Origin of the sequence: Cuspidothrix issatschenkoi CHARLIE-1 (assembly GCF_002934005.1) — a bacterium.
Lineage (GTDB): Bacteria > Cyanobacteriota > Cyanobacteriia > Cyanobacteriales > Nostocaceae > Cuspidothrix > Cuspidothrix issatschenkoi.
Window position 1 is genome coordinate 42716 of record NZ_PGEM01000021.1, and the last position, 15017, is coordinate 57732.

At 39.0% G+C, this 15017-nt stretch carries 10 protein-coding genes and 2 pseudogenes; 4 read left to right on the forward strand and 8 right to left on the reverse strand.

The genetic code is table 11. From position 1 onward, the window contains the following. Positions 1 to 376 precede the first annotated feature (376 nt). Positions 377 to 871 carry a hypothetical protein gene (locus CUN59_RS02965; RefSeq protein WP_104386430.1) on the forward strand — a complete coding sequence of 165 codons (495 nt, stop codon included), beginning with the start codon at positions 377 to 379 and terminating at the stop codon, positions 869 to 871. Between the two features lie 146 nt (positions 872 to 1017). Then, positions 1018 to 1608: pseudogene (locus tag CUN59_RS02970) on the forward strand (ISAs1 family transposase); the annotation flags it as partial. 201 nt (positions 1609 to 1809) lie between these two features. Here the strand turns inward: CUN59_RS02970 and CUN59_RS02975 are convergent. From CUN59_RS02975 to CUN59_RS02995, 5 genes are all read right to left on the reverse strand, one after another. Continuing rightward, on the reverse strand, positions 1810 to 2319 hold the full coding sequence (locus CUN59_RS02975; RefSeq protein WP_243406853.1) for a hypothetical protein: 510 nt from the start codon (positions 2317 to 2319) through the stop codon (positions 1810 to 1812). A gap of 131 nt (positions 2320 to 2450) precedes the next feature. Further along, complete coding sequence (locus CUN59_RS02980) at positions 2451 to 3626, reverse strand: ISH3 family transposase (RefSeq protein ID WP_104386431.1); 1176 nt, start codon at positions 3624 to 3626, stop codon at positions 2451 to 2453. A 172-nt stretch (positions 3627 to 3798) separates the two neighbouring features. After that, on the reverse strand, positions 3799 to 4308 hold the full coding sequence (locus tag CUN59_RS02985) for an AAA family ATPase (protein WP_243406854.1): 510 nt from the start codon (positions 4306 to 4308) through the stop codon (positions 3799 to 3801). After that, complete coding sequence (locus CUN59_RS02990; RefSeq protein ID WP_104386440.1) at positions 4298 to 5944, reverse strand: DDE-type integrase/transposase/recombinase; 1647 nt, start codon at positions 5942 to 5944, stop codon at positions 4298 to 4300. Before CUN59_RS02990 ends, CUN59_RS02985 begins: the two co-directional genes overlap by 11 nt. Positions 5945 to 5948: 4 nt before the next feature. Next, positions 5949 to 6518, reverse strand: coding sequence for a recombinase family protein (locus CUN59_RS02995; RefSeq protein ID WP_104386432.1), 570 nt, complete (start codon positions 6516 to 6518; stop codon positions 5949 to 5951). 401 nt (positions 6519 to 6919) lie between these two features. Between CUN59_RS02995 and CUN59_RS03000 the strand changes: the two are divergent. After that, positions 6920 to 7612: pseudogene (locus CUN59_RS03000) on the forward strand (ISAs1 family transposase); the annotation flags it as partial. Between the two features lie 47 nt (positions 7613 to 7659). Here CUN59_RS03000 and CUN59_RS21040 read toward each other — a convergent pair. Next, positions 7660 to 7911: a hypothetical protein gene (locus CUN59_RS21040; RefSeq protein ID WP_133163993.1), complete on the reverse strand. Its 252-nt coding sequence runs from the start codon at positions 7909 to 7911 to the stop codon at positions 7660 to 7662. Between the two features lie 585 nt (positions 7912 to 8496). On the opposite strand from CUN59_RS21040, the gene CUN59_RS03010 reads away from it, so the two are divergent. Continuing rightward, the gene (locus CUN59_RS03010) at positions 8497 to 11964 is read left to right on the forward strand and encodes a primase-like DNA-binding domain-containing protein (RefSeq protein ID WP_104386434.1); all 3468 of its coding nucleotides are present in this window, start codon (positions 8497 to 8499) and stop codon (positions 11962 to 11964) included. 134 nt (positions 11965 to 12098) lie between these two features. On the opposite strand, the gene CUN59_RS03015 is transcribed toward CUN59_RS03010, so the two are convergent. Together CUN59_RS03015 and CUN59_RS03020 are read right to left on the reverse strand one after the other, a co-directional pair. After that, complete coding sequence (locus tag CUN59_RS03015) at positions 12099 to 12476, reverse strand: hypothetical protein (RefSeq protein ID WP_243406855.1); 378 nt, start codon at positions 12474 to 12476, stop codon at positions 12099 to 12101. 410 nt (positions 12477 to 12886) lie between these two features. Continuing rightward, on the reverse strand, positions 12887 to 15017 hold a 2131-nt coding region (locus tag CUN59_RS03020), incomplete at its 5' end, for an AAA family ATPase (protein WP_104386435.1).

Genomic DNA, 15017 nt, shown 5'->3' on the forward strand with positions numbered 1-15017 from the left:
AAACCATTACCAATTAATCAACCTAAATATAGACTACTACAATCTAATGGTTTAGCGTGTAAATAGCGGCTGGTAGTAGCAACGGAAGCGTGTCCTAAACTTTAACTAACTAGATGGATAGGTGCGCCCCGGTCTAGCAGCAATTCTCATTTTAAGGTTTCATGACATTTAAACCCTTACATTCATAGGGTTTTACAATTCTTAACAAATTCGGGGTTTGCTGAAATGGCGGAAACTCGTTTCAAAATGAGAATTGCTGTCCAAAATCAGCTTAATTTCTGTTATAAAAAGCGATAGGGAGTAGTACCTACCCCTGAAAATTAATCGAGATGTTAATTGCTGAATTATATTAGCGTATTGTTTCAGGAGGTTAAAAATGAAGTTCTTAGATAATTATAAATTCTCAAAAATTCAAATTACATTAGGTATTTTTTTTCTGTGTTTAGTTGGAATAATAGGGTTTAGTTTATTTAAAGTTTTTCTTGCAGATACACCCGAAAGAAGTACCAATAAATATTTAAAAGCATGGAAAGAAAATAATGTTAACGAGATGAAAAAATTAAACTGTTTTTCTAAAGAGGTTTTAGATGCTCCTGATTTTGATGTTCAGTCATGGGATATACAGTCATGGAATATAATAGAAACAAAGGAGAATAATGAAAACATGGACTCTAAGTATTTTAGCATTTTTGTAAAAGTAAATTACTTTTATGGTAATAGTTCTATCAAACGTACAATTGTTTTTGATGTATGGAATAGTGAAGAATTATTTGAAGCTGGTAAAAGAGCAATAGATAGCAATCAACAAAGCGTAGCCAAAATTTTGGATTACGGAAATGAATGGTTAGGTAAGCCTACTGAAACAGGGTAAGCTCATCTAATTTGGTATCAGGAGTGACTTGACAAAAGAGCAAAAATAAGCATAAAGAAGGGAAATAAAAAAAACACTTGACATGAGGGCAAAAGAAGTGAGAACAAAACAATAGACTCGCCCATAGAAACCAGGAAAGGAAGTTTATGTCAGCAGGATTTGAAACTAAATCAAGTGATACCAAAAAGAGAAATCGTCGTCAGGCACAACCTGCAAAGGTGGCATCAATAGAAGCAATTCAACAGAGTTTAGTAGAGAATTTTGGAGACATCAAAGATCCAAGAGTAGAACGAACAAAAAAACATAAACTGACAGATATCCTGGTGATTGCAATTCTGGCAGTAATAGGAGGAGCGCAAGGATGGGAAGATATAGAGAACTATGGCATCAGTAAGCAGGAGTGGTTGGAAGAGTTTTTAGAACTAGCAAATGGCATCCCCTCAGATGACACATTCCGAAGGGTATTTGAGTTCATCAAACCAGAAGAATTAAATCGTTGTTTCAGCAGATGGATAGAAACCCTAGTCACAAACATGGGGGGAGAGATAATTCCCATAGATGGAAAGACCATCAGGGGTTCTTACGACCGAAATCAAGGTAAATCAGCATTGCACGTTGTTAGTGCCTGGGCAAGTGAACAGAATTTGGTCTTGGCACAGATGAAGGTAGAAGACAAATCGAATGAGATTACAGCTATCCCCGCATTATTAGAATTACTAGATATCAAAGGCTCTATCTGTAGCGACCTGCAATACTAATCAGTCAAACCTGCAATCAAGGGATTTTCAAACCAGGATTATTTGCAACTATAATTTCATTTGAACCAGAATTAATTGCAACTGAACCAGGATTAAATGCAACCAACCTGCAATCATCCGTTTCAACCAGGATTATTTGCAACTATAAATACTGACATTTTTATCGCAGTTTCAATCTGCTCAAAGTGGCAGTCCCGCCGCCAGCATTTGCTCGTGTAATTCACGAGAGCGCGCTGGGTCAAGTTGTCCGCGAAACAGCAATTTAATTTCCGCAGGTTTGGCATTGAACTGTTCCGCCAAGCCTCTTACATCGTAGCCATGCCGGGTTAAGGTGGGTTCCAAATCGTCAATTTGCTTAGATAAAATCGACTCAATAATCGCTGTGGTAACAGTTTTTTCTCCAAAGAGGTATGCAGCCTCGAAAGCTAGTGTCAAATGTTGCTCAATTTGCAATGGTGTCCTCAGCCGCGTGGCAAGTAAGTCAATAGCATCCGGTTCCAATATGTCACTTGTTTGAGTATCTTCAGTAGTACATTTAGATACCAACCATTCAATATATTCTTTTTGGCTACCAACAATACCCTCCAAAGAAAAGACAGTTGCCCGATAGCCAATTTCTTCCATAGTTGGACGGCGCAAATCATTTTTCAGCTTAGGATGACCAGCCAACACCACTGAGCAGTAAACCAAAAAGTTTTTTCCTGAAGGGAGATCGCCAAATACTGTGCAGTATAGAATACTTTTTGATTCCCAATACTTAATCAGCAGACATAGTATAGATAATAATTACTTATGATTAGCTGGTTAATAATTTCTTGACGCTAACCGGATGGAATATAAATGCTTTCAACGATTTGATATTTCCTCTGTAGGGCTTGAGATAAAAAGGCTAACATCTGTTTGAGTGTAAAAAGTGTGCGATAAATTAATCTACTACCTTTCCTTTTCCGACTGATTTTGAGCCATAGTAGATTCACCCAGATGTTAACTAGAAGAAAGGATATTCCAACGAATAGTAATCTCAAGACTGGATTTTTGTTATTCGTCTTAATTCGACAAATATTTTTCAGACGATAACTAGTTTCAATGCCAAACCTTTTTCGATAATCTTGATAGATGTAATTTAAATTTGTTTTTACCTTATAAGCAACATAAACAAAATATTGAACTCCATGCTTTTTATGCTTTCCCTTTCTATATTTACAGACAATCCATAAATCAAATGTGACGAAATCATCTTTATCTCTTGTAATGGTATAGGTAGTTTTATAACTTTTTTTACCCTTGATAAATTGTTTGATTCCTCCTTTTTTTCCAGTCTTGATAGCAGGCATAAGAAAGGGAATATCTAATGCCTGTAACCATCTAATTACAGGAGTATTAAAAAATCCCCTATCCAAATAGAGTTTTTTTACATTTATTTTTAGGGATTCAAGTTCGGCTAATAAATAAGTAATTAAAGCCACACTAGTATCTAATTGGCGAACACCTCTTATTGCCAGGGTTACACGCTTATTATTACTAATAACGTATAAACTGGCATAGGCATAAAATGAATTAGTACCAGATTTAGCTTCACTTCGATATATGTAGGGTAATTCTGATGATGTTGGTTTACCATAATAGCAAATTAAATTTAAATCAATCGCTATTTTCAAACACCCCTTTTTTAATCCTAAAGGAATTCGACTTTTTAATGCTTGATTTATTTGCGCTTCTAATTCCTCAAAATTGTTAATTTTATTTAAATGGTATCTAATATCATTAGCTGTCGGAATATTTTTTAACAATTTAGCTGTGTTTTCGATACTATCTCCAGTGCTGGCTGCTTTGACCAGAATCTCGAATAAAGTTTGTTGGTCACAGGCTCCTTGCGTTTCAATCGAAAAATTTTCTACTAAACATTGAATAACCTCATCAAGAGTTTCTGTGTCGGTTAAAACGAGTTCTTCTGTAGACTTGCCCTGCGTGGCTTTTGTTAGAGATGAAACAGTCAATTTTTTCAGCCAATATGCTACACACTACGTTCATCATTTCATATTTTGACCCACTGCAAATTGTTATAACTATTTCTTATGTATTTAGTATTATATAGCACATAAATATCCCTCTTCTTTTGTTGGTAATACCTGCTGCGTCTGTAACAATAGCGTCATTACTCCGTAAAAATTACTCTTTTGGAAAAACTTTTTGGTTTACTGCTGAGAGCGTACCACCACCGTCTTCAACTACCTCAATTAAACGTTTTAGTCCTGTGAGGGTACTGTAATGTAAGTCGTGAGCCTCATCCACAAACAACGCCACAGGCTTCTTACCTTTTCTAATCAGATCACGCAGTTCTCGTTCTCGTTTTTCCCCAAGTGCAGGAATTTTAATTTCCTTATCTGTTGATAAATCGTAAAATAAGGCAGCAATCAGTGTTGGCAGCGTCGCTCGGTTTTTATCAACAGAAAGCGATTTTGAGACTAAAATCTTGCCTTCTTTCTCCAAAACCTCAAACAAACGTCGTAAAGTCGTCGTCTTGCCACACCCGATAATTCCCGTAATGGCAACCAGCTTTCCTGAATGGATTGCGACTTTAATATCCTTAAACAATTGTTTTTGGTGTTCTGTCTCGTAGTAGCCAGCCTTGCGGAACTCCCTGAGTAACCGAAAGTGTTCCATGACTTCAGTGAGCATTTTGTTCCTCTCCTTTATTTGAGCGGAAATATTGCCGCACTCGTTCAATAATCGCTTTTTTATTCAGAGTCTCAGCCAGCAGCGCATCAATGAATGCCAACTGTTCAGGAGACAATTTAGCCAAAGGTTTAGCCAGTTGTTCAGAAATTGCTCTCTTAGCAAACAATACAGTCGGATAAGTAAATTCTTGGTATGGGTCAGGGTCATTAAAAGGTGTAACAGTCGGCTCCAATTCCTTATACTTATCCACCAGAAATTGTAAATCCGCGTTTTTGTCCAAGGCAGTTCGTGGCAAACCCAACTTTTTAGCTAAATTGGCAATTTTATCTGCCCGTTCTTCGGTTTTAGTTTTCTTAAATTTACGGTAGCGGTGTAAGGGAATAGGACCGTCAACTGGGTAAAATGGTCCGTAGCGACGGTCTTCTTTCTCTACGTACAGTTCGTTGTCAAACAAACCCCACCATAGCACGACAGTTTCTCCTGCCAAGTCAGGTTCTACCTCATAAGCCACACCCTCTACCGATACCCTAGCATCCGTTCCCACTTTCCGGCGTTGTGGCTCGCGGGCAAAAGTACAGAATCGCTCCCAACTACACATCGAACGTAAGCCAGACTTAGGTATATTTCGCAACCAATCTTCCATCCGGGAATGCGGCTCTATGCGGTGTGGTTTGTCGTTGTAATGCAACAAATATTGGCGTAACCATAAGTTAGCTTCAATGTCGCTTTCCGGTTCGTGAAAGTGATACAGAGTCTCGTGGGCTTCTTTAACTGTCCGAAAAGGTCTTTCTACTTTGCCTTTGGAGCGGGCTGTTACCCGGCGACCATCTTTACCCGCAGGCATATGAGTAACAAGATTGATTCTCAGGCAATCCATCACATTTTGAAATACGTGGCTTTTCGCAATGGGTCCATTATCCGTATAAATCATCTCTGGAATCCCCTGAAAGGCAAACCCGTCGGTTGTTTTCGCTGTCATCGCATTAAATAAGAACCGTAATGCAGCTTCTACATCCTCCCCATAAACACAGTGGTATTCTTGATAACATAAACCACTACGGTCATCAACAATACTATAAAGCATCAGTAATGGATTACCTCTGCCTGGTTCTACCCATGATGGCTGTTTTACGTGTTTTAAATCAGATGGGCTGAGGTCGAAATGCCAACATTCGTTGCTGTACTCCGCTTGAAAACGCACCGCAGGCGGTTGCCTGGTCATGCGTTCTTGATCATACCCCCAGGTTTTTAAGTAATAATTGACAGTGCTTCTAGTTAACGCACCTTTATCTGGTTGGACAAAACCATCGGGTGTTTCCATGCCAAAGTTCTCCAACAGTTCAATCGCCCGCACTGTGGAGATATGTCGCCCTTTTTTGTTACTAGTACGGATTTTCATGGCCGCGATGACCTCGCAGTAACGTTCCATTTCCGCAAGTGAAAGTTTTCTGGGAGTCCCGCTATCTGAGCGATTTATGGATTTGGGGCGTGATGAGTTACGCAAGGCGCGATATAGTGTATCTGTTGACACTCCATATAATGCTGCTGTCTCTTCGATGAGAATTCGCCGTTCTTGACAACGGCTGGGCAATCCGTCGAGGCGGTGGCGTAAATTAATAAGTGCCTCTACAGGGATTTGCTTATGTACCATGTTCAGTTTTTATCTCTGCAATATAGTTGTAGAGCGTTGGTTTGGAAATTCCCATCAACTTACATATTTCAATAATTGTGTATTGTTTTTCGGTATAAAGTCTTACTGCTAATTGACGTTTAGTTGGATCTAGGGCTTTTGGTCTACCTCCCCTATGACCACGCCCTCGCGCTGCTACAAGTCCAGCCGTCGTGCGTTCCCGGATGAGGTGGCGTTCAAATTCAGCCAATGCAGCGAATAAATGGAAAATCAATCTACCACTGTTATTCGTGGTGGTGATGGATTCTTGCAAGCTCGAAAGCCCAATTCCTCGCTTATCTAAGGTTTCCATCATTTCAATCAAATCTTTGAGGGACCTTCCTAAGCGGTCTAGCCGCCATACCACCAGAACATCACCAGTCCGTGCTACTTCCAATGCTAAGGAGAGTCCAGGTCGTTCTGCTTTGGCACCGCTTGTGCGGTCGGAGTAAATTTTCTCGCAACCAGCAAGCTGCAAAGCATCCATTTGCAGGTTCAGATTTTGGTCATCTGTTGAAATTCGGGCATAGCCTATCAACATACTTTGAACCCCAACAAGTAAATAAACTCGTTACCTCACAGTATATGTTGCCTTTGATATAATTACCGAGTTTCTTTACTAAACTTGATTCTGGTTCTGGTTCGGCTTGATGGTAATAATCGGGGTTAAAAAAACGGTCGTTTCTTTTACTCTCAGTTGCAATTAATCCTGGCTGAAGTTCAAATAGTGGCGTTGAGCAGTTGGAGCGTTTTTTGAGTAAACTGCTCAATAACGATTTAATAGGAGTTTCGGTCAGTTGCAAATAATCCTGGTTGAAACGGATGATTGCAGGTTGGTTGCATTTAATCCTGGTTCAGTTGCAATTAATTCTGGCTCAAGTGTAATTATAGTTGCATTTAATCCTGGTTTGAAAATCCCTTGATTGCAGGTTTGACCGATTAGTATTGCAGGTCGCTACATCTATCATCACTATTGATGCCATGGGGACTCAAACAGAAATTGCTAAAAAGATTATTGATAAAAAAGCCGATTATGTTTTAGCACTCAAGGCAAACCACCCGACTCTCCACAATCAGGTAAAACAATGGTTTGAAGCAGCATCTGCACTCTCTTTTCAAGGCATTGATGTTAGTTATGACCACCGCATTGAAAAAGGACATCACCGCACGGAAATCCGTCAAGTTTGGTCTGTTCCTATTTCGGCTCTGGGTGAACTTTATCAACCCAAAATCTGGGCTGGACTTCAAAGTGTTGTCATGGTTGTCCGGGAGCGTCGTCTTTGGAATCAAACCACTAGAGAGGTTCACTTTTATCTCTCTTCTTTACCCAGTGATGCTCAACTTTTAGGTCGGGCTATCCGTAAACACTGGGGGATTGAAAACCAAGCTCACTGGATTCTTGATTGTACTTTTGCTGAGGATTCTTGTCGTATTCGCTCTTGGAACAGCCCCCGCAATTTTGCTCTTTTACGACGCATTGCTCTCAATGCTCTCAATCGTGAACACACTTACAAGCGTAGTCTTCGACAAAAAATGAAGCGTACTTCTATGGATAATAACTATATGATTCAAGTTCTCAGTTGTTGTTTTCTTGACTCTACTTTAGATTCCTCTCAACCCTTCTGTCAAGCCTAATTGAGATGCTCTTACCCTGCCTACTGAAAGTCGCCCTAATAACCCTATTAAACGTGAGTTTTATTCACTAGAAAATTACTGTATTCGTAAAATGAAGGAGGATAGTTAGGGTTGCTTCGACCTTTAAAATGATGTTTTGCAGATGTTCCTTTGAGTTCTAAAAAGCGGCTAAATGAATACATAAATTGCTGGTAAGGTCGGTTGAGTTTGCCACCCTCGAACCGTTCCATAAACCAGTTTTTAAAGTCGGGGGAAAGGAGGAATTGATAGATATTTTCTTGATTGATTTTGGTACTCATGACCTTGGTAAACATAACAATACTGTTATTATACCACTAGCATACTACACTGTAGCACTTATAGTACATCAAGATTTGCGGGGTTTCTTAGTTACTCAGTATTATATTAAATATCACTATAATACTAGACTTTTGGCAATTTTAAGCTTTTTTGAGGTAGCAAAAAGTACATACTACACTTGTGGCATAGTATATTACAAAAAAGTGGATACAAGGCTGAAACTCTTATGATATAAGGCTTTTCAAGGAATAATGCAGGTTAAGTCAAAACGCTTTATGGCTTCAGTATTGACAATTGAAACCTATATTTTACAGGTGTTTTAGCTGTTTGCATACACAAAAATTAGTGATACACTGAAAAAGTAAACGCAGAAAAAAAAGAGGATCTAAAAAATCGTTTTACCTGTGCGAGTAGTACCACCTACTCGATAACACGACTCCTAGACCGCTCACTACTTTACATTTTATATTTAAATTCTTATTAAATATAATAGTAGTGTAGCACACGAAATAGGAATACTACAAGCGAAATTTTTTTAGATCATCTTTTTTCCTGCAACTTTCAAAAATACAGGAGATTAAAAGATGGTAGCCAGTTTTGAAAAATCTACAAAAAGTAACCCTTTCATTGGTCGTCCCAGAAGTGGGAAAACTATTCGAGAAACAGTATATATCCCTAACCCTGCTGATTGGGGTGTGGTCGAGTCAGGGGATGGGGTAACAGCACCTATTACCGAGCCTACGACCGTTCTGGAAAATGATCCATTAAAAACTGTTACAAAAGACAAACCCTGCAAAATTTGTAATGGGGAGGATAAATGCGCTATATCAGATAGTGGTAATACGCTTTTATGCGGGAGGAGTACCGCTAAAATAGGGGATATCGTTAATGGTTATCGCTGCAAGTCAACATCTAACAAGAGCAGCCATTGTTCACATACTTTTGTAAAGGTTAATAAATCTTCCCAAACTACGGTTAAACAATCCCCTAAACCTACTAAACCAGCTATGAGTAGGGAAGATAGGGATTTGTGGAATAGAAAGATTATTTCTACCTTAAATCTCAGTGAGAGCGATCGCACTCACCTAAAAAATGTTAGGGGACTAACGGATCAACAGATAGATAATTGGGGTTTTCGGTCGGTTATGCCTAACCAGAGGTTAGTGGGGAATGATTGGCCTGATAATTTACCTGGATATCGCCACGATAAAAAAAACCTAGCTATACGTGGCGCGGGTATCCTGTCCCCTATTAAACAACTTGATCAGGTAATAGCTTTTAAGGTGCGACTGACAGAGAAAAAAAATGATCAAAGATATACCTGTGTATCTAGTCCAAAATACACGCAGTACCATATTGATGGTGAGCAGCCGTTAGCAGTTTTAGTCAGTGATAACAATAGATTTGATCATGGCTTTTTTGTTACTGAGGGGAATGAACTAAAACCAGTAATTGTTCACCTAAAATATAATCTCCCAGTGTTAGGCGGAGGGAGATACTGGCATTCTTCAGAAAATCATGCTGCTAAGTTTCTGCCACTGGTTAGGGAAAAATCAACAATCATTAATCTTGCTGTTGACGCAGGAGACATTTTGAATAGCGGCGGGATACCCCTTAAATGGGTTAGGGAGTATAAATTTTTTGAGAGTCAAGGTTTTTCGACTAGATTTTGTTGGTGGAATCAAGTCAGCAAGGAGGCAGATGATATTGATGAGTTACCTGATTTATCTAGTGTTGAGTTTATTAATCTTGATCAATTCAAAGAACTGGTAAGGGAACATAACCCGGAGGCTTATCAAAAAATTGTTGATGATGATAAACCGCTATTAACCCTAGCAGTTGACAATACCCTAGATAAGCCTAAAAAAGTCAAATCAACGCCGCCAGTTAATACAGAAGATGATCAAATAGAAGTGCTGTATACCACTGTGGAAAATGCCGTTAAGAACTCTATTTTTCAAGATGATTGGGTTACTAATAATGGCAGTTTTTATAATTACACAGGACAAGGGTACTGGCAACGAAAAACCGAAGATGATGTAAGGCATACTATATCACTAACACTTGAAAAGTGCTTTGCCTGGAAAAAAGTAGCGGAGGACGAATACCAAAAAGACTTTAGGTTTGTGACTAAACCTAAAATAGATAGTACCTATGGTGTATTAAAGGCTCATAACCACAATGAAAATACAGGACTTAATAACAGGTTTTTTAGATGTTTTAATAATTGTGTTTTGGATTTGAGGTCGGGGGAATTATTAGATCATCAAAAGGATCTATTACTAACTTCAAAGCTAGATGTTGACTATAACCCCGGATCGGATTGTCCTGAAGTGCTTAAACAATTTATTTGTAAGGCGTATGGTGAGAATAAATTGGATATTATCAGGGCTGTTTTGGCTACTTTTTTAAACCCATCTGCACCTTATGGGATTTTCCTATATGTAGTTGGGAAGTCGGGATCTGGGAAGGGAACACTATTAAGGTTTATTAGTTCTTTATTCCATAACAAAATGTCGCTGAAAAATTTTTCTATTATCTCCAATCCTGATAAGCTGCACCAATTCTTGAGGGATTGTGACATTTGCCTATTCCCTGATGTTAGCAGCGATTTTAGTGGGGAATTAGAAACTTTTTATGAGTTGGTTGATAATGGCGAGTCAGGGGCGCGACGGTTGTATTCAGATGACGGTTATCAGAAAAAATTTAATACTAGATTTGCCGTTGGATCGGTGAACCCGATCCGAGTGGAGAACGCCCAAGGTGGCTGGGCGCGGCGGGCGTTGATCTTGAAAACTAACCCCCTAAACCAAAAAGACAAAGATTATTACCTAGAGCAAAAATTAGCTGATTGTAAGGCGGAGGCTATTAGCTGGGCTATGGGTTTGGATGCGAAGGAACGAGATCGCATTATTCATGAGTACATGAATTTTGACAAGGATCTTCAAAATATTAAGTTCGAGCATGAGATCACCTCTGACAGTATCAAGGGCTTTATTGATAGCTGCTTACGTCCTACTGATACTGAAAATCCCATCAGCACCAATACGATGTACTTCTATTACAAAGCTTATTGCTACCAGTTTGGGTATAGGGCGATGAGTGCCAATACCTTCAAAATCAGAATGAAGGGTGCTGTTGATGAGTTTTTCTTTAAAAACTCTAAACAGCAGCGAGTAAAAGGATCAAATCAACGGTTTAGGACGGAGGCTGCTTTTGTTCACCTAACTCCTGTGAAGGTGAATATACAGGATCAAGGGCGTTATAGTCCTCACAATTTTGAGGATTGTACTTTTGTGTCTACTTCTGATGGCGGTTATAGGGTTAATCCAAAATTCTGTATTAATGGTGGTTTAGAAGCTATTTATACCTTTATGGAGGAAAAAACACTTAAAATCAAGTTTGAGGAGGATTTTGTCACAGTTGTCACAACAGCAGCATCAGCCGAAAATGTTGCGAGTGTGACAGCCGAAAAGCTTGCTATGACTGAATTACAGGACTTGTCACAGTTGTCACAGTTGTCACAGGGCAAAATATTGCTTAGTGAGAAATTTGAAAATTCTCACAATGATCATTCATCTAGCGATCCAATAAATAATGATCATATATATAGAGTTAAAAAATCGCCCTGTGACAAGCGTGACAACTGTGACAAACCCTCAAACCTTTATATAGATAGTCTTTCGGCTGTCACACCTGTTGCTGATGGTGGTGTTGCTGCTGTTGTGACAACTGTGACAAATTTAGAAAATAGTACAAATATACCTAACGCCCCTACTGCACCTCCATCTATAAAGATGCAATTGGGAGATTTTAAAGTAGGCGATCGCATCCAGTTAGAACCGCAGTCCATACCGGACTACAATAAAATATCCCCCATCATCGCTGATGTTGTAATGGTGTATGAAGGTGTTGATGGTTGGGAGGTTGTGTTTTACGAATATGAACGATGGAATAAGCAGGATCAGAAGTATGAACCCATTGGTGGTGAATTTGGTCGCGGATCTGTGTTGTCAGGATGGGTTAAGACGTTAGCCCCTGCCACGAACTAAGGATAGATTTTGTTTTTATCCTCAAGACAGTTTCCATCCCTCCAGTCGTGGGATTAAAAGTAGTGGGAAAGTGTATAAAAAGTATGTTCTGGCGTTCAGCATTAGGACAAAAGTAGGGCAAAATTGGTACAATGCTACATAAATTTTTTGTAGTGTGTACTGATATTACCCTTGTATTTACTTGAATAAATAACTATTATAGATACAGCAAAAGCGATCGCCTTGTTCATGAAGTGGCTTGACAAGGTGGAGAGCATAGCTATCTGACTGTGAAGAATAACTTCAATGCTGCTAAAGTCCCCATCTTTGGTTTTTTGGGCTTGTTCCAACACTGAATCAGCGATCGCTTTGATGCTTGAGGCATCCAGTTGACTTTTGCCAACTTTAGCCATGACTTGAGCTTGAGCAAATCCTGGTGTAGCAAAGTGTTGTAAATGAGATTTATCCTCGCTGACATTGACACCTGATTTTTTTAGTTTGGTGACTGAATCACGTTTTTGTTCATCTGCCATGAGTTTTTTAAGCGAATCTTTTAACTATTCGCCGTAAGTCCCCCACTGAATTTGGTACTCCAAATCAGTGGTGGGATATAAGGCGGGAAAAACCGAAATCGTTCTCAACTAATACGAGGTGTAAGCTGTGAGCGAAGCCGAACTGTTGAGGTTTTTTGTAAATATTATCTATGAGATGGATGAAGAATTCCCAAAATTTCGTGATAAAGTTGTAGAATCTTGACCACCAATGCCGTAAGCGAAAACCAAGCTAGTAGGTAAGTGTCACAAGAGAAAGATTTGGGTCTTGGGAATCAGGACTTCTGCCCTTGGAGGGAATGTCAGACCAATAGAACTACAAAGTTATAGAGGCTGTTCCCGATGAATTGGGAAGCCCACACTGTACCGAAGGTCAGTGTGTGGTAGTTCACTCAATCTATATCAGTCTTAACATCATTATTTAGTCCTAATTCAGCCAGTGCAACTTTAGTTTCTTCAATCTTTTGGGTAGCTATTTCTCCCTCTACTAAAACCTCCACTTTTAATGTTAATTTCAAATCCTTGATAGTTGCAAATTTAGATAAAACTTTCGTGTAAAAATTCATCCATTTTTGCGGTGTAATTACACCACTCCACTTTAATAATTTTGGTAATGCAACTGGGGTTATAATCTCCGGTTCATCTTGTAATTTTTTCGTATTACTATCATAGGGTGCAGCTTTCTCTCCCACAGTATTTGGAATCGGTGTAGAACCACTTTTATTATTATCTGGGTTGTCAGTAGTAGTTCCCCCAGTTTCTGGTGGTATTGATGGCTTTTCAGGAATAGAAATATTTGCAGCTAAAGCTGTTTGATAAGCCTCTGCTGTTTCTTTAGTAATGATGAACATATCCTCAGAAATTTCTACATCTCTAACGGAAAGATTACATTGAAAATAGAAGGGTTGATAGCCATTATTACTTTTACCAACATAAGCTAAAGTTCCATCTTTGACACCGCGAGATATAGCATCTTTGACAGCATCACTATTCAACAGTCTGGGAAACAGTGGTGAAGCAAAAAAGGTATCGCGGACAGCTTTGGTACTCCATTCTGTAAATGCTGGTGGCCAATTTCTACTTAAAAAGCGAGGGTTAATAGTATCAATAACGTCATCACTTTGGCGTAAACGGTTGATAATTAAATTCACTAATTTATCTGCCTGAGTAGAGTTTACTTGACCAAAATCTATGACACGGATTTTGTTATCTTTCCCTAATAAAGCTACAAATTTATAAGCATTCCAGACGCTTTCTTTTAAATTAGATTCACATTTTTTCAGATTTTCTCCTAACTGACGTTTTTGGTTTTCATCTAATCTTTCTTTTTCCTCATCGTTAATATCTTCCCATGCTAAAACTTTTCTCGCTTCTTCTCTTAACCTGGCATCGGTATCAGCAATTGCCCAAATTATTCCACTTTTAAATGTGCGGTTGGATGTACCACATTCTTTAGTCATGGACTCAATCATTTTTAGAGTCTGACTATCTTGCATAGAATGTTCTGGTGATAATATTGCTAAATTCAAAACAGGCTGATTAGTAATTTTACTGGATACTTCTGGAAATTCAATTAATTGAATTCCTGGATGAGAAGTAAAAACTTTTTGAATTTCGGCTTTGACTCTTTCTGTAATCCTTTCTGATTGAATATTGGCGCGACGGTCTGCTAAAATTTTATTTAAGTTGGGTGACAGACTAAAACGATATTTATTTTTTTCTATTGATAAATAATAGCAATCTGTTGCCAATGTCTCTAAAACTGTTTCTACATTACCAATATCTAAAGATGGTTCTGCTACTGCTAACCGAATTTCTGGGATAGTAGATTCGGTACGGAGAATACCACCGTTAGATTCAAAGAATATGGTGGTTGTGACTTTGCGGTGCAGTCGTGCTTTTTTAATTTGGTCGTCAGCTACCATATCCAAACGGACTGCATGGGAATCTTTTTTACCACAAATATCTGTTGTGACTGCACCTTCTAATCTATCTTCGCCTAATTGTCCAAAAACAGCAGCGCGAAATTGTGGGTCATCTAGGGGTGCTGTTCCTAAAGTAATTAAAGGGTCACGGTGTGCGCCTTGGTATCCTTCTTTATAGGCATGAGAAACCCACAAAGCTAATAAACGCAATACTCCCCTGGTGCGTTGAAAGCGGGGTAACACTTGCCATTTGCGCTCAAATACTGATAATACTGAGGGATGGAAAGGATAGGTAGCATAAAAGGCTTCACGGGGATTATCCAGGGGAAACCAACTAGGTAGTTGTTGACGATGATCTAGTACCCAGTCAGCGTATTCGTTGCAAGTGGCGATCGCATCTTTTGGTAATATAATCCTACCATCCGCACTCACAGCCCCAGCATCCCATTCAAATAGTCTTCTTCTAATAATTTCTGAAGTTTCCGCTTCTGCTGACATCATGATAGGTTTACCCACCCTATCCAGCATTTTCTTAAACCGTTGTTCATCCCCTTCATCGGCGGAAGTGTATTCTAATTCTGAAGCGGGAACGGAAACT

Bases quoted from the DNA above. Each gene is read 5' to 3' on its own strand.
- CUN59_RS02965 (WP_104386430.1), top strand. From the start codon at position 377: ATGAAGTTCTTAGATAATTATAAATTCTCAAAAATTCAAATTACATTA.
- CUN59_RS02985 (WP_243406854.1), bottom strand. From the start codon at position 4,308: ATGCTCACTGAAGTCATGGAACACTTTCGGTTACTCAGGGAGTTCCGC.
- CUN59_RS02995 (WP_104386432.1), bottom strand. From the start codon at position 6,518: ATGTTGATAGGCTATGCCCGAATTTCAACAGATGACCAAAATCTGAAC.
- CUN59_RS21040 (WP_133163993.1), bottom strand. From the start codon at position 7,911: ATGAGTACCAAAATCAATCAAGAAAATATCTATCAATTCCTCCTTTCC.
- CUN59_RS03010 (WP_104386434.1), top strand. From the start codon at position 8,497: ATGGTAGCCAGTTTTGAAAAATCTACAAAAAGTAACCCTTTCATTGGT.
- CUN59_RS03015 (WP_243406855.1), bottom strand. From the start codon at position 12,476: ATGGCAGATGAACAAAAACGTGATTCAGTCACCAAACTAAAAAAATCA.